The organism is Roseateles subflavus (genome assembly GCF_030285365.1).
GTDB classification, from domain to species: Bacteria; Pseudomonadota; Gammaproteobacteria; order Burkholderiales; family Burkholderiaceae_C; genus Roseateles_B; species Roseateles_B subflavus.
In genome coordinates this window covers 93,939-109,694 of sequence record NZ_JASVDS010000003.1, presented here as the reverse complement: position 1 = coordinate 109,694, position 15,756 = coordinate 93,939, and the positions used below count along the sequence as shown (strand labels likewise).

The following is a 15,756-nucleotide window of genomic DNA, read 5'->3' as shown; positions in this document are numbered from 1 at the left end:
GCTGCCATTGACGCCATCGACATGACGCTCGCCCTCTCGGACAACCGCCGCGGCCTGCGCTCGCGTGCGACGCCGCCAGTGCCACAGCGCGTGCGAGCCCGCGTGTCGATGGCATCACCCACACGGCAGGCGGCTCGCCCCGGGCTGCGGGTCGGCGTCGACCTGGACTTCTGGTCCCTCTACCACTGCCGGCATGCGCGCCCTCCGCATGCCGCGCTCGGCGTGTAGGCCGGCACCCAAGCCGCCGGCTCTCTGCCCGGTCTCGTACCCGAGCCCGGACTGCCATCCCGTCCGCGGGCGTGCAGTGCGCTGGTGCGCGCTCCGCCGCATTGGAGAGATCCCCATGACCTTCGCCATCGAGCAGGAAGCGCTCGACTTCCTGGACCAGAATCCCGACATCCACCTCTTCGAGCTCTTCATCCTGGACGCCGCCGGCGTACCGCGCGGCAAGCTGCTCCACCGAGACGAGCTGCTCGCCGTCTACCGCACCGGGCGCCCGCTGCCCAGCGCCATCATGAACCTCTCGCTCAAGGGCGAGGACACCGAGGGCAGCGGACTCGTGTGGGACGTCGGCGATATCGACTGCCGTGCCTACCCCCTCCCCGGCAGCCTGGTGCGCCTGCCCTGGCGGCAAATGCCGACCGGCGCCGTGCAGGTACAGATGCATCCCACCGAGGGCCTGCCCGCCGTCGCGGCGGACCCTCGGCATGCGCTGCAGCGGGTGGTCACGGCGGCACACGCGGATGGCTTCTACCCGGTGATGGCCTGCGAGCTTGAGTTCTACCTGCTCGATGCGTGCGACGACGCCCAAGGTCGCCCTCGTCCTGCCCTCGATTCAGATGGAGGTCGCCCTCGCCAAACCCAGGTCTACGGGCTGCGAGAGCTGGAGCAGATCGAGCCCTTCCTGGCGTCGCTGTATGGGGCTTGCCGGGCGCAGGGACTGCCCGCTCGCACCGCCATCTCGGAGTACGCGCCCGGGCAGGTTGAGATCACGCTCGAACACGGACCGGCGCTGGAGGCGATGGACCAGGCCGTGCGGTACAAGCGCCTCGTCAAGGGTGTCGCCCATGCCCACGGCATGCGAGCCTGCTTCATGGCCAAGCCCTTTGCCGACCTGGCGGGATCGGGCATGCACATGCACATCAGCGTGGCGGACCGCAGCGGTCGCAACCTCTTTGCAGCCGAGGACAAGGCGGGCTCGCCCTTGCTGCGCCAGGCGGTCGGCGGCATGAAGCACTTCCTGCTCGACTCGCTCCTGATGTTCTGCCCGAACGCCAACTCTTTCCGCCGCTTTCAGGCCCACAGCTATGCGCCGCTCACGCCCTCTTGGGGTGTGGACAACCGGACGGTGAGTCTGCGGGTTCCCGGAGGCCCGCAGGAGAGCCGTCACGTCGAGCATCGCGTCTGTGGCGCTGATGCCAACCCCTACCTGGCGGCAGCGGCGATCATTGCCGCTGCCCACGACGGCATTCTGCAGCGCATGGACCCGGGCCCCGCCGTAGAAGGCAATGGCTATGCACAGACTCATCGCTTGTTGCCGACCGACTGGCTGAGCGCACTCGATGCGCTGGACGACTCCGCGTGGGCCCGCGAGCGCTTCGGCGAGGACTTCATGCGCGTCTACCTGGCCATCAAGCGGGAAGAGTACCGCCAGTACATGAGCGAAGTCGGCGAGCAGGACTGGCGCTGGTACATGCACCAGGCATGAACGCGCAGCCCCTCGCCATTCCCAGGACGCCCATGGACACGATCACCACGCCCCTGCATGCCAGGGCCGCCCGCGACCGGGCGCCGACGTACTACACCGCCACATTGCAGGAGGAGACCCGCTATCCCACACTGGAAGGCCACGCGACGGTCGACGTGGCCATCATCGGTGGAGGCTTCACGGGTGTCGCCACCGCAGTGGAACTCGCCGAGCGCGGGCTCAAAGTCGCGCTGGTGGAAACACACCGCATCGGCTGGGGCGCCAGCGGCCGCAATGGCGGCCAAGTCACCGGCAGCCTCTCGGGCGATGCTGCCATGCGCCGGCAGATGCAGCGCCGGCTCGGGCGCGAGGTGGATGACTTCATCTGGCACCTGCGCTGGCGGGGCCACGACATCATCCGCGCCCGGGTCGCGAGGTACGGCATCTCCTGCGACCTGCGCGACGGCCATCTGCATGCAGCGATGACGCCCGCGCACATGGCCGATCTGCAGCGTGCCTTCGACGAGGCGCAGCAGCGCGGCATGGGTAGCGACGTGGCCTTGCTGGATGCCGCCGGCATGCGGGAGCACCTGGCCAGCGAACGCTACGTCGGCGCGATCTGCAACATGCGCAACCTGCATCTGCATCCGCTGAATCTGTGCATCGGCGAGGCCCGCGCTGCCGCCTCGCTGGGCGTGCGCATTTTCGAGCACACCGAAGTCCTCGAGATCACGCACGGCCCACGGCCGATGTTGGTCACACGCCATGGCCGGATTCATGCCCGCCAGGTTCTACTGGCCGGCGATGTGCACCACCAGCTGGAGCGCCGCAAGCTCGGCGGGATGATCTTCCCAGCGATGGGCGGCATCGTGACGACGGAGCCACTGGGGCCCCTGGCCCAGACGCTCAATCCGAGAAACCTCGCCGTCTACGACTGCCGCTTCGTGCTGGACTACTACCGGTTCACGCCAGAGGGGCGACTGCTGTTCGGGGGCGGCGCCAACTACTCGGGACGTGACTCCCGGGACGTCGCCGCCGAGCTGCGCCCGGCCATCGAGCAGACGTTCCCCCAGCTCAAGGGCGTGCGCATCGACTTCGAATGGACCTGCGCCATGGGCATCGTCATCAATCGGATCCCGCAACTGGGCAAGCTCTCTGAGAACGTCTGGTACTGCCAGGGCTACTCGGGCCATGGCGTCGCCACCAGCCATGTGATGGGGGAAATCATGGCCGAGGCCATCACCGGCACGCTCGGTCGCTTCGACACCTTCGCCTTGTGCCGACATATCTCGGTGCCCTTCGGTCGCGCCCTGGGTAACCCGCTGCTGGCGGTCGGCATGTGGTACTACCAGATGCGGGAGAAGCTGCGGGGGTGAATCCCGACCCCTGAACCAGACCGGCAAGGGATAGCGGCTGATAGGCTTGGCACCTCCTGATGCTGCATCCACCAAGCGTCGAGGGGGCCTCAGCGGCCCCCTCGATGCATTGGCTCCTCCCGCGTGGCGGGCCAGCACTTCAATCGAGACTGATCCAGGTGGTTTTCAGCTCGGTGTACTTCTCGAAGGCGTGCAGGCTCTTGTCGCGCCCGTTGCCACTTTGCTTGTAGCCGCCGAACGGCACCGTGATGTCGTCCTCGTCGTACTGGTTCACGTGAACCGTCCCGGCACGCAGCGCCCGGGACACCCGGTGGGCCCGGTTGAGGTCGTGGCTCCAGACGCTCGCCTGCAAGCCGTAGGGCGTGTCATTGGCCAGGGCTATCGCCTCTTCCTCGCTCTGGAATCGAAGGACGCTCATCACCGGTCCGAAAATCTCCTCGCGTGCGATCTTCATCGAGTTGGTCACGCCGTCGAAGATGGTGGGCTGCACGTAGTAGCCACCGCTGTCCTGGCGTGCCTGCTCGCCGCCAGTCACACAGCGGGCCCCGGCCTCTCGCCCAGCCGCCAGATAGCCAAGGACGGTCCGCAGCTGCTGCTCATCCACGAGGGCGCCCAGCTCGGTCTCGGGGTCCAGCGGATCACCCGGCGCAAAACTGCGTGCCTCGGCGGCCAGGAGTTGGACGAAGTCCTCCGCGATGTCCGCCTGCACCAGCACCCGGGACGGCGCATTGCAGCTCTCCCCCTGGTTGTAGAACATGCTGCCCGCCACCGTGCGCGCCGCGCGCTCGAGGTCCTTGTGGTCATCAAAGACCAGCACCGCGGACTTGCCTCCCAGCTCGTTGTAGACACGCTTGAGATTGCTTTGGCCTGCGTAGGCGAGCATGAGGCGTCCGACACGGGTCGACCCCGTGAAGCCGATGGCATCGACATCCATGTGCAGGGCCAACGCTTCGCCCGCCTCGTGGCCGAAACCAGGCACCACGTTGAACACCCCCGGCGGCAAGCCGGCCTCCATGGCCAGCTCGGCCAGGCGCATGGCCGTCAGCGGGCTCTTCTCACTGGGCTTGAGCACCACGCTGTTGCCCGCGGCCAGTGCGGGCCCGAGCTTCCAGGCCGCCATGACCATCGGGTAGTTCCAGGGCACGACGGCGCCGATCACGCCCATCGGCTCACGGGCGATCAGCGCCAGCGCATCATCGGCGGTCGGTGCGATCTCGCCGTACACCTTGTCGAGTGCCTCTGCATACCAGGCGATGCAGCTCGCGGTGGCGGCCACGTCCTCCTCGAGGGCGTACTGGATCGGCTTGCCCATGTCGAGCGTTTCCAGCAGTGCCAGCTCGTCGCGCGCCGCCAGGATCAGTGCCGAAAAGCGGTGCAGGACCTTCTTGCGAGACGCTGGCGGCATGCCTGTCCAGCGCCGGTCCTCGAAGGCTCGCCGTGCACTCTGAACGGCGGCGTCGATGTCCGCGGCCTGCCCGCGGGCAACAGCCCCCAGCGGCCGACCGTCGATAGGGGACTGCCGGTCAAAGGTAAGGCCGTCAACCGCTGCGACACGGCGACCCTCGATGAAGGCGCGCCCGTCCGGACGCAGTTCGGCCGCCCGTGCGGCCCACAGTTTGCTTTGGTTCATGTGTTGCCCAGAGGCAGGAGTGGCAGCGCCGGCCCGGCCCCCGAATTCACTCGAGGTTGCCAGGCACCGGCGCCAGGAAGCGGCTAGAAGGCGACTACCAGCGAGGCAATCAGCAAGCTGTTGGTCTTCTTGACGTCACCCGACTTGGCGTCGTTGAACACGGCACGGTCCGCACCGTCCAGGCGGTACTCGACCTTGAGCGTCGTGGCCTTGTCGAAGGCGTACTTCAGGCCGGCGGTGATGGCGTAGCGATTGGCGCCGCGCGAGACGTCGTCTCGAACGTCCGGGCCGATGCCGTTACGGCCGTCGTAGCCATAGCTGATCGTGCCGTCGGCATTGACCTTCGAGAGGCCGGTGGTGCCGAACAGCCCCCCGCCATGGCTGTCGTTCTGGATGTAGTCAGCACGCACCAGCGCTTGCAGGCGCGGCGTGAGCATGTAGCCAAACAAGCCAGAGACGCCCACCCACCGGGAGTCGTGCCAGGTGCCATCGTCGTCCGGCGTGATCGCTCCCTGGCGCTGACCGCCGATGGCGATTTGGCCCTGCAGCGTGAGATCCCCACGCGTGAAGAAGCCGTCAAGCTCCGTCAGATAGGCCATGGTGTTGCTGCCCGTATTCAGGTTGGGCTGCTTGCCCAGCAGGCTGGCGAAGCCGAAGCCAACGAACTCGCCCTTGGCGTAGTCGATGCGGAAGGCCCAGCTCGGCGAGCGCTCGTTGGCCTTGCGAATCGGTGTGTTCGCATTGGCCAGCGCCGAGCGGATCCACCACTTGTCGACCTTCACATCCAACCCGATCCCGACAAAGCTGACCGGCGCGGTGAAGTCATACAGCAGGTTGTGGCTGGTCAGGGGATTCAGTGTGGGCTGCTGGTACTCGTAGCCCGACCAGTCAGGAATCTGACCAGCGATGAGGCGTCGAGCCGGGCTGTCCAAGGGGATGGACACCGAGGCCTCTTGAATGATGCTCTTGCCGTCCATGACCGAGCCTGCGCCACGATTGGGGCTGAGCGTCAAATGCCACTGCGTGCCGCTGTCCGTCTCCTTGAGCAGGTCGAGAACGGCCGACCCCATGAACGAGGTGTCATACGCATAGCCATCCGACTGCTGGTTGAGGAACTGGAAGCCGGCTCGGTTCTGACGCTGGTTGTAGATGAACACCGGCTCGATGTAGCCGGACAGCTTCAGCGCCTTGTAGCCGTTGGTCTCCTGCGCCGTCTCCAGTGCGTCCGTCTTGACCATCTGCCGGTTCAGCTCCCGCTCCTGAGCGGCCGCCCCTTGTGCGGCCTCCGCTGCCGCTGCCTTGCGGGCACGGGCCTCCTTTTCGAGCTCCTCCACCCGGGCGCGCAGCGCCTGGATTTCCTTGGACTGATCCTGTCCACCCGGCGTCTGGGCGGACGCTGCCTCGAAGGACATCAGCAGGGCCACCGACAGCGCGGTCATTCGAATTGTCTTCATGGGATCTCCGTTAGGGTGCAAGGAATTGCCCCGGACTATTCGTCTCGGGACGCTGAACTAATTTCTTGGGTACGCCGACGTTCGGATCGAGCCACCAGAACACTGGCCACGGTGACGCAGGTCGCCACGACGACGATGGTCACGCTGGCCACGGCATTCACGCTGGGATTGAGGCCGAGGCGGGCGCGGGAGAAGATGACGAGGGGCAAGGTCGTGGCGCCCGGCCCGGACAGGAATGCCGAGGTCACCACGTCATCCAGTGACAGGCTGAAGGTGAGCAACCAGGCCGCGCCCAGTGATTGGCTGATCATGGGCAGCGTGACCAGGCGAAACACATTCCAGGGGCGCGCCCCGAGATCCATCGCTGCTTCCTCGAGCTGCGGATTCAACGATTGCAAGCGGGCTGAAATAACGACCGCCGCATAGGCGAGCCCGAGCACGACGTGCCCGATCAGGATGGTGAGAAAGCCGCGCTCGAGGAAACCGAAGGAGGACTGGATCGCCACCAGCATCAGGAGCAGGGACAGCCCCTGAATCACCTCGGGCATCACGAGCGGCGCGTTCACCATGCCGGTGAAAAAGGTCCTGCCGGAGAAGCGCTTGTACTTGACCAGGGTGAACGCGGCCATCGTGCCCAGCATCACCGACAGTGTGGCGGACCAGAACGCGATCTTGAGGGACAGCCACAGCGCGCCCAGAAGCTCCTTGTCCCGGGCCAGCTTGCCGTAGAACTCCAGCGTGAAGCCGCCCCATACATCGGGCATCGGCGACTTGTTGAAGGAGTACACGATCAGCGTGAACATGGGGAGGTACAGGAACAGCAGCCCCCCGGCCAGCCAGCTCTTGCCCAGTGCCGCCGTTGCGCGACGACCTTGAAATGCCCGGATCATGACTTCAGCTCCTGCGCCTGCATCTGGTACTTGTTGAAGACCGCCAGGGGCACGACGATGAGCAGTACCAGCACCACGGCCACGGACGAGGCCATGGGCCAGTCGTTGTTGGTGAAGAACTCATCCCAGATCACCCGGGCGATCATCAGCGTCTGCGGTCCGCCCAGCAGCTCGGGGATGACGTACTCGCCGATGCTAGGGATGAACACGAGCATCGAGCCCGCGACGATGCCGGCACGGGATAGCGGCACGGTCACCTTCCAGAACGTCAGCCACGGCGTGGCCCCGAGGTCGGCAGCCGCCTCGAGCAATCGCAGGTCCAACTTCGCCAGGTTCGAGTAGAGCGGCAGGATCATGAAGGGCAGGTAGGTGTAAGTCATGCCCACCACCAGCGAGAACGGCGTGTGCAGATAGACCCCCGGCGCACTGATCAGCCCCAGCGCCAGCAGCAGCGTGTCGACGTGGAGCGAGGTGAGCACGCTGGCCAGCCAGCCGCGCTCATCAAGCAGCCCCTTCCAGGCGTACACGCGCAAGAGGAACGAGGTCCAGAAGGGCAGCATCACCATCATCAGCAGCGCGGGCTGCAGCGTCGGCCGCGAGCGCGCCATGAAGTAGGAAAAGGGATAGCCGATCAGGAGGCAGCACACCGTCGTGATCGCGGCGTACTTCAGGCTCGAGACATAGGCCATGAAGTACCAGCCATCCGTGGCGATGAAGGCGTAGTTGGCATACTTCGCCACCAGCCGGATGGCGCCGTCGGACACCGTGACGATGTCATGGACGGTCACGAGGCCCATCTCGGAGAACGAGTACTTCAGGACGATCAGGAACGGGGCGAAGAAGAAGACCAGCAGCCAGGCATAGGGGATGCCAATCACGGCCGTGCGGCCGCGCGGAAGAATGCGTTTCATGGTCATTGGGTCAGCACAACCTGGGTCGTCGTCGACCAGTTCGCCCACACGGCGTCACCCTGGCTGAACTGCTCGGCATAGCGTTCGTGGTTGGCCTGACTGACGGCGATCACTTGGCCGCTGCCGAGCTTGATGCGGTAGAGGGTGACACTGCCAAAGTAGGACATCGACTCCACGCGGCCATAGGCATAGTTGAAGTCATCCACCGGGGCCTGAGCCGAGAGCTGGATCTTCTCGGGACGCACCGCCACCCAGACGGCCATGCCCTGCGTGCCCGTGATGCCGTGCCCGACATAGTGGCGGCAGTCCGCGCAGTCGATGATCACGTGATCCGTCTCGTCAACGGCCACCGTGCCCTGCATGAGGTTCACATTGCCGATGAAGTCCGCCACGAAGCGGCTGGAGGGGGTCTCGTAGATTTCCTCCGGTGCCCCGACTTGCAGCAGGCGCCCCTCGCTCATCACCGCGATGCGCGACGCCAGCGTCATGGCTTCCTCCTGATCATGCGTGACCATGACGCAGGTGACGCCGACCTGCCGGATGATGTTGGCCAGTTCGATCTGTGTCTGCTCGCGCAGCTTCTTGTCGAGCGCTCCGAGCGGCTCGTCGAGCAGCAGCAACTGCGGCTGCTTGGCCAGGCTGCGTGCCAAGGCCACCCGCTGCTGCTGGCCGCCGGAGAGCTGGTGCGGCTTGCGCTTTGCGAACTTTCCCAGCTGCACCAGACGCAGCATGGCATCCACTCGCTCGGCGACCTGGTCCCGTGGCAAGCCATCGCGTCGCAGCCCGAAGGCAATGTTGTCCCACACGGTCAGGTGGGGAAACAAAGCGTACGACTGGAACATCATGTTCAGCGGCCGCTGGTAGGGCGGCATGCCACCCAGTTCCACGCCGTTGAGCGTGATGCTGCCGGCGCTGAGCGTCTCGAAGCCGGCCAGCATGCGCAGCAGCGTCGTCTTGCCGCATCCCGAAGAGCCCAGCAGGGCGAAGATCTCGCCCTTCGCGATGTCCAGCGAAACGTTGTCCACGGCCGTATACGGGCCGAACTTCTTCGTGACGTCCTTGATGCGAAGGAAGCCCGCGTTCTCATGCGCCATGACCCCGGCTCCTCACAGACCGGTCTTGAACACCGAATAGACGCGGTTCTGCTGTCGCCGGTTCTCGTTGCTCAAGGTGCCGGCGGTGCTCTTCATCCGGGCCAGGTTCTCTTCCGACAAGAACACGGTCGGGTTGTTCGCCACGTCAGGAACGACGAACTTCTTGGATACCGCGGTGGTGGGATTGGCGTAGAAGACCTTGTTCGTCAGCGACGCGCTGATCTCAGGACGAAGGATGAAGTTGATCCACTTGAGCGCATTCTCGGGATGCGGCGCATCCGCGGGAATCGCCATGGTGTCGAACCACAGAGGCCCGCCGCTCTTGGGGATCAGCGCCTCGATCTTCTGGCCCGTCTTGCCGTCGATCGCACGCTGCCGCGCGATGTTGATGTCGCCGGACCAGCCGACCGACACGCACAAGGAGCCGCTCGCCAGGTCGTTGATGTAGCCCGAGGAGCTGAACAGCGTCACGTAGGGACGGATCGACTTCAGCAGGGCAGTCGCCGCCGCGTAGTCAGCCGGCGTCTTGTTCGCGCCGTCCCGGCCCAGGTACTGCAGCGCCACGACGACCACCTCGTCGGCGGAGTCGAGGAAGGACACGCCGCAGGACTTCAGCTTGCTGATGTACTCCGGCTTCATGACGAGATCCCACACGTTCTCAGGGAGCGGTCCTCCCAGCGCAGCCTTCACCTTGTCGACGTTGATGCCGACCGTCGTGTAGCCCCACAGCCAGGTGACCAGGAACTTGTTGCCAGGATCCACCTTGGAGAGCCGCTCATTGATGCTCGGGTCGATGTTCTTGAGGTTCGGGATCTTCGACTTGTCCAGTTCCTGCAGCAGCCCGCCAAGGATCTGCAGGCCGGCCCAGTTCGATCCGGGCACCACCACGTCATAGCCCGTCCGGCCAGCCACGAGCTTGGCATGCAGGATCTCGTTGTTGTCGAAGACGTCGTAGCGGACCTTGATGCCCGTCTCCTTCTCAAACTTCTGGATGGTCTCCTCGGAGATGTAGTCCGACCAGTTGTAGACGTTCAGGACCTTTTCTTCTTCCGCGTGTGCAGCGCCTCCGGCGGCGAAGAGCAGAGCGCCAAGAAGCGTCAGGGCACAGCGGGCTGGCGAGAGTTTCATCAGGGGATCTCCGTAATGTCGAGCGTTGGGGAGGGCAGGATTGAGAGAAGTGATCGGCCCTTGCTGCTGCCTGGCTCCGGCGTTCGAGGGGACAGCGGCGCCAACGTTACGGGGGGGCGTCTGCCTTGTATGTCAGCCCGCGGGAGGACAGACGTCACCGCGTCGATCCAACGGAGCGCGTTGCCCGTTGCCAGGCAGATGCAAGCTGCCGACGCACGCACCGCGCGTGGGCATCAGCGATGCTGAGCCGGTGCTTGCAGGCATGCTTCAGGTGCATGCGGCAGGTGTATGCAGCAGGTGCACACGGACGGCACAAGCGACAGGGGCTTGGGTGGTCGCACGCGGCAAGCGCGCCCGGCAACAAGACCCCAGGCCTGCGCTCCGCCGGTGTGGGCGTGTGTACCGCGGTGCAGTTGTGCGAACGCCTCGCCTGGTGCGCTGCGGCGCAGGGATGGAGAGGGTGAGTGGCGGGTAGGCGCGCTTGCGGCGCCCTGGGCGTCAGTCGGTCGAGCGGGCCGCGTCTGGAGATGCAATCGGCCAGCGGATCGAGAAGCTCGTTCCACCGGCTTCGTTCGCCGTGCAGCGGGCGTCGCCGCCGTGGGCCATCGCGATGGCCTTCACGACAGACAGTCCGAGCCCGTTGCCGCCAGCGATCTTGGCGCTGACACTGTCGGCCTGCCAAAACGCCTGGAAGACCTGCTGCATGGCGGCGTCGGGCAGGCCGGGGCCAGCGTCGTTCACTCGCAGGACGTTGTCTTCCCCCTCGCGGGCGAAGCGAACCCAGAGTTCACCGGCCGTGGCGTACTTCAGAGCGTTGTCCAGCAAGGCCACCAGCGCTTGGCGGATGCGCAGCGGGTCGCAGCGCACTGGCATCGCCTCCACCAGGATTCGCAGACGCAGCCCTGCCTTTTGCAGCATGGGCTCATAGATATCGCCCACCGTCCGGATCTCTTGCTCGAGGTTGACACTGCGAAGGTCCAGTCGCAGCTGATGGGACTCGAATAGGCTCAGCAGGCGCAAGTCCTCGATCAGGCGGGACAGCCCGTCGACCTGCGTCAACAGCTTGCGCAGCGCCTCTTCCGTCGGAGGAAAGACGCCATCGGCAAAGCCCAACAGGCGCCCTCGCAGGATGGTCACCGGCGTGCGAAGCTCGTGGGCGATGGCCGCATTCCACTGAGCTCGTTCATTCACAGCGCGCTGCAGCTTTTCTGCCATCTGGTTGAAGTCCTGAACCAGCGCAGAGGCCTCGCCCAGCGGCGCCTCAGTGGCCTGAGCTCTGGCGTCGAGGTCGCCTGCGGCCACACAGCGAATGCCTGTAGCCACGCTGTTCAATGGCTCCACGAGGCGACGGGCGATCCGCGTGGAGAAATAGAGCGACACCAGCACCGCCACCAGCCCCAGCGCCAGGAAGAGCAGAAAGTCTGGCAGCGTCGGCAAGTCCGACTCGCAGTCAAACAGCGTGGGCCAGTACTTGCCCGCCAAGTAGTAGATGGTGTAGCAGAGAATGAAAATCACCGCATGAACCAGCAGGACCGTGCTGGCCACCGCGCTGGCGATCTTTCGCCCCAGGCCATAGCTCAGGTTCATCGACGCTCCAGACAGTAGCCAACGCCTCGGACACCGGCGGGCATGCCCTCCAGCCCCAGCTGCTCGATCTTCTTGCGCAGCTTGCTCATGTGGCTGTCGATCGTGCGCTCCTGCGTGTCACCCTCGGGCAGGCAGGCATCCATGAGCTCGGCGCGGCTGAAGACTCGCGTCGGCACCTGCGCCAGCACCTGGAGCAGGCGGAACTCTGTCACCGTGAGCATCAGCGGCCGGCGCTCCCCCTGCACATGCAGCCAGGCGCTGTGGCTCTGGCGGTCCAGCTCCAAGGGCCCGGCCCTCAGGACGGCGGGGGCCAAGTCCACGGACGTCACCATCGTTCGACGGAGCACCGCCCGGACGCGGGCCACGACCTCCGACGGGTTGAAGGGCTTGACGATGTAGTCGTCCGCTCCGATGCGCAGCGCGGAGATCTTGTCCACGTCCCCCTCCAAAGCGGTCAGCATGATGACGGGCGTCCCGCCCCGCTGCCGCAAGGCAGAGAGGACCTCCCACCCGTCCGTGACCGGCATCTGCACGTCCAGCAGCACCAGGTCCGGATTGAGCGCCAAGTGGAGCTGCAGCGCCTCCCTGCCATCGCGCGCCCAGGCCGTGCGCAGCCCCTCCCGCTGCAGGTAGGCGCCCACGATGTCGGCGATCTCGGACTCGTCCTCCACGACAAGGACCAGCGCCGAACCCGAACTCTTGGCATGCATACGGAACCCTTTTTTGTGTTTTGTTGCACTCGATTCTGAGGGCAACAGGCCCGCTCCACACAACCTCCACAGTTCCTCATCCTTGCATCCACCCCGGCCTTCGACACTTCTGCGACGCAGCCGACAGGCTCGGGCAAAACAGGCCAGCGACTGGGCCCGCCGTCCGGCTGGCACGCCTGCGTGGAGTCAGGTGGCCTTCCAGCAAACAGAGCAAGACATGCAACGACGACACTTCTTCACTTTGACGGGAACCCTGGCCTTGGCAGGCTGCGGCGGCGGCTCCGACGGAACGGATGCCCCCATCACTCCGACGCCGACTCCATCGCCGGCACCGGCGCCCAGCCCCACACCGAGCCCGACGCCGACGCCCACGCCGGCCCCTGCGCCGAGCTCGCAAGCAGTCTTGGTGATCGGTGCTGGCATGGCTGGCCTCGCTGCCGCACGCCGCCTGCGCGATGCCGGTCGAGAGGTGGTCGTCCTGGAGGCTCGGCAGCGCCTGGGCGGGCGGCTGTTCACATCCACCCAATGGGCGGATGCCCCGCTGGATGTGGGCGCCACGTGGATCCACGGGGATGGCCCAGGCAACCCGATCTCCGACTTGGCACGTCGGGCCGGGGCTCGCCTGGCCCAGACCAGCTTCGGCCGGGACCAGGCCTTCGAGGCCGACGGTCGCCGGCTTGACGCCGCGGGTGCAGCGCAACTCGACAGCCTGCGCGCCAGCATCCGCAAGGCCATCAGCGACTACCAACGCTCGGAGAGCGACACCACCTTGCGCGACGCCGTCTATCGCGGGCTCGGCTACAGCGAGCGCAGCGCGCTGGAGCAGCAGCGCATCGACTACCTGATCAACACGACCTATGAGCACGAGTACAGCGGTGACGCCAGCCAGCTGTCGGCTCTCTGGTTTGACAGCGACAGCCGCTACGAAGGTGTCGAGAGCTTGTTTCTCGATGGCTACCGCGTGCTGATCGACTTCCTGGCCAAGGACCTCGACGTTCGACTCGGACACGTTGTGCAGAGCGTCCGCCACAACGAGCAGGGCGTGACCGTCCAGACCAGCCAGGGCAGCTTCTTTGGCGCGGCGGTGGTGGTGACGCTGCCGCTGGGTGTGCTGCAGTCCGGGCAGGTGAGCTTCGATCCCCCACTGCCAGCACGCAAAGCCCAAGCCATCGACAAGCTGGGCATGGGCGTCCTGAACAAGTGCTTCCTGCGCTTCCCCACGGCCTTCTGGGACACCAAGACGGACTGGCTCAACTACATCCCCAGTGCTGAGCACAATGGCCAGTGGGCCGAGTGGGTGAGCCTTGCACGGCCGACCGGCCAACCGATCCTGCTCGGTTTCAACGCCGCCGCCGTCGGGCAGGCCATGGAGGCGTGGTCAGACCAGGACATCGTCGCCAGTGCCATGCGCACGCTGCGCACGATGTTCGGCGCGGGCATTCCCGATCCGGTCAGCTGGCAAATCTCGCGCTGGGCCTCAGACCCCTTCGCACGTGGCGCGTACTCCTTCAACAAGCTCGGCTCGGCGCCCGGCATGCGCGAGGATCTCGCGGCGGCTGTGGGTCGCTCCTTGTACTTCGCAGGCGAGGCAACGGATCCACGCTACTTCCAGTCGGTGCATGGCGCCTATCTGTCCGGGCAACGCGCGGCAGCAGAGGTACTCGCCCGCTAGCGCACCCCAGTCCAATTTCCGGGACACGGCCTGGCCATAGCCTTGACGGCGCCTGCGCTCATTCGTCTACTGACCGAGCCCGTGTCCAGGTCGGGGCCGCTCCCGCTCGGGGCTTGAGGCCCTCGATTCGAATGAAAGGTTGAGCAATGAAGCGTCGGACCGTCATGAAAACAGCAGGAATGGGATTGGGAGCCTTCATGGGACTCGGCACTCAGCGAGCGTTGGCCTTGACCGGTCGGGCGAGCGACCAGGCCGGCGTGACGCCCAGCCAAGGGCCACGCAAGGCGATCGTGATCGGCGCCGGCATCTCGGGCCTCGCCGCGGCCCAACGCCTTCGAACGGCGGGCCTGGAGGTGCTCGTCTTGGAAGCCCGAGACCGCATCGGTGGACGGCTGCACACCAGCACGGCATGGCGTGGCCCGGCCATGGACTTAGGGGCCTCGTGGATTCACGGCGCCGGCCCGGGCAACCCCGTTGCCGTGCTGGCCAAGCAGCTCGGCGCGCGTCTGACCTCGACAACGTACGACAACGCGGAGGCTTATGACGGCGAAGGGGGCGAGTTGGCCGACCACCACAACCGCCTGCTCGAAGCCATCCAACGCCAAGTCGCCACGGCCATTGCCGAGCGGGATCGCCGAAAAGAGCAGTCTCTCAAAGCGCTGGTCTATGACGAGTTGGACTACCAGGATCGACCGGTGCTGGAGCAGCGGATGATCGACTTCGCGCTCAACGGCACCTACGAGCACGAGTACGGCGCATCAGCGGACCAACTGTCCGCGAGGTGGTTCGACAGTGGCGAGGCCTTCGAGGGGCCCGAGCACCTGTTTCTCGATGGCTACCAAGTGTTGAGCACCCATCTCGCCGCCGGCCTCAACATCAAGCTCAAACATGAGGTGAGTGCAGTCACCTACCAAGGCCCGAGCGGCGTGACCGTGCAGACCAACCAGGGTGAGTTTTCCGCACACTACGTCGTCGTCACCCTGCCGCTTGGCGTTTTGAAATCGGGGCGCGTCAACTTCACCCCGGCTCTGCCCACCAGCAAGCGTGCCGCGATCGAGGGGCTGGGCGTTGGTGTGCTCAACAAGTGCTGTCTGCTGTTCCCTCAGACGTTCTGGAACAGCCGCCTTGACTGGCTGAACCAGCTGCCCAGACAGGGCAAGGCTGGCCAGTGGGCGGAATGGGTGAGCTTCGCCCGCCCCACGGGCCGCCCGGTGCTGATGGGTTTCAACGCAGCAGACTTCGGACGCAAGATTGAGAGTTGGGACGACACGGCCATCGTTCAAAGCGCGATGGGCGCCCTGCGTACCATGTTCGGCCAAGGCATTCCCGCACCTGTGGACGCCCTCGTCACCCGCTGGGCTGCTGACCCCTATGCCCGTGGCGCCTACTCATGCCACGTGGTCGGTTCCACGCCGCAACAGCGGGACGACCTGGCCCAGAGCGTCAACGGCCGCCTCTTCTTCGCGGGAGAGGCGACGGAGCGGCAGTACTATCAGACGGTCCACGGTGCGTACCTGTCCGGCCTCAGGGCGGCCAATGAAGTGCTGCGGCAGAACACAGGCAGCACGGCCGCGGCACCGTGGCGTCCCATGGCTTCGCCGCTGGGCTGAACCTGCA

General features: G+C 65.7%; 13 protein-coding genes. 5 read left to right on the top strand and 8 right to left on the bottom strand.

What is annotated here, in order from left to right:
* The first annotated feature begins 21 nt into the window (after positions 1–21).
* The 3 genes from QRD43_RS11500 (at position 22) to QRD43_RS11490 (ending at position 3,063) form a co-directional block, all read left to right on the top strand.
* A complete protein-coding gene (locus tag QRD43_RS11500; RefSeq protein WP_285982626.1) occupies positions 22–228 on the top strand; it encodes a hypothetical protein in 207 nt (68 codons plus the stop codon).
* Positions 229–343: 115 nt separating this feature from the next.
* Entirely contained in the window at positions 344–1,708 is a 1,365-nt protein-coding gene (locus QRD43_RS11495; RefSeq protein WP_285982625.1) for a glutamine synthetase family protein, read from the top strand.
* Entirely contained in the window at positions 1,705–3,063 is a 1,359-nt protein-coding gene (locus tag QRD43_RS11490) for an NAD(P)/FAD-dependent oxidoreductase (RefSeq protein WP_285982624.1), read from the top strand. The genes QRD43_RS11495 and QRD43_RS11490 overlap by 4 nt, the downstream gene beginning before the upstream one ends.
* A 139-nt stretch (positions 3,064–3,202) precedes the next feature.
* Here QRD43_RS11490 and QRD43_RS11485 read toward each other — a convergent pair whose 3' ends face one another.
* The 8 genes from QRD43_RS11485 to QRD43_RS11450 form a co-directional block, all read right to left on the bottom strand.
* Positions 3,203–4,693, bottom strand: a complete 1,491-nt coding sequence (locus QRD43_RS11485) for an aldehyde dehydrogenase (protein ID WP_285982623.1) — start codon at positions 4,691–4,693, stop codon at positions 3,203–3,205.
* 83 nt (positions 4,694–4,776) lie between these two features.
* The gene (locus tag QRD43_RS11480) at positions 4,777–6,147 is read right to left on the bottom strand and encodes a DUF3138 family protein (protein WP_285982622.1); all 1,371 of its coding nucleotides are present in this window, start codon (positions 6,145–6,147) and stop codon (positions 4,777–4,779) included.
* A gap of 35 nt (positions 6,148–6,182) precedes the next feature.
* Positions 6,183–7,037, bottom strand: coding sequence for an ABC transporter permease (locus tag QRD43_RS11475; protein ID WP_285982621.1), 855 nt, complete (start codon positions 7,035–7,037; stop codon positions 6,183–6,185).
* Entirely contained in the window at positions 7,034–7,948 is a 915-nt protein-coding gene (locus QRD43_RS11470) for an ABC transporter permease (protein ID WP_285982620.1), read from the bottom strand. Before QRD43_RS11470 ends, QRD43_RS11475 begins: the two co-directional genes overlap by 4 nt.
* Positions 7,949–7,950: 2 nt before the next feature.
* Entirely contained in the window at positions 7,951–9,042 is a 1,092-nt protein-coding gene (locus QRD43_RS11465; RefSeq protein WP_285982619.1) for an ABC transporter ATP-binding protein, read from the bottom strand.
* A 12-nt stretch (positions 9,043–9,054) separates the two neighbouring features.
* Positions 9,055–10,170, bottom strand: a complete 1,116-nt coding sequence (locus QRD43_RS11460) for a polyamine ABC transporter substrate-binding protein (RefSeq protein ID WP_285982618.1) — start codon at positions 10,168–10,170, stop codon at positions 9,055–9,057.
* A gap of 498 nt (positions 10,171–10,668) precedes the next feature.
* The gene (locus QRD43_RS11455) at positions 10,669–11,757 is read right to left on the bottom strand and encodes an ATP-binding protein (RefSeq protein WP_285982617.1); all 1,089 of its coding nucleotides are present in this window, start codon (positions 11,755–11,757) and stop codon (positions 10,669–10,671) included.
* Entirely contained in the window at positions 11,754–12,467 is a 714-nt protein-coding gene (locus QRD43_RS11450; protein ID WP_285982616.1) for a response regulator, read from the bottom strand. The genes QRD43_RS11455 and QRD43_RS11450 overlap by 4 nt, the downstream gene beginning before the upstream one ends.
* A gap of 217 nt (positions 12,468–12,684) precedes the next feature.
* Here QRD43_RS11450 and QRD43_RS11445 point away from each other — a divergent pair, with 217 nt between their 5' ends.
* Positions 12,685–14,139, top strand: coding sequence for a flavin monoamine oxidase family protein (locus QRD43_RS11445; RefSeq protein ID WP_285983169.1), 1,455 nt, complete (start codon positions 12,685–12,687; stop codon positions 14,137–14,139).
* Between the two features lie 146 nt (positions 14,140–14,285).
* A complete protein-coding gene (locus QRD43_RS11440) occupies positions 14,286–15,749 on the top strand; it encodes a flavin monoamine oxidase family protein (RefSeq protein ID WP_285982615.1) in 1,464 nt (487 codons plus the stop codon).
* Positions 15,750–15,756 lie beyond the last annotated feature (7 nt).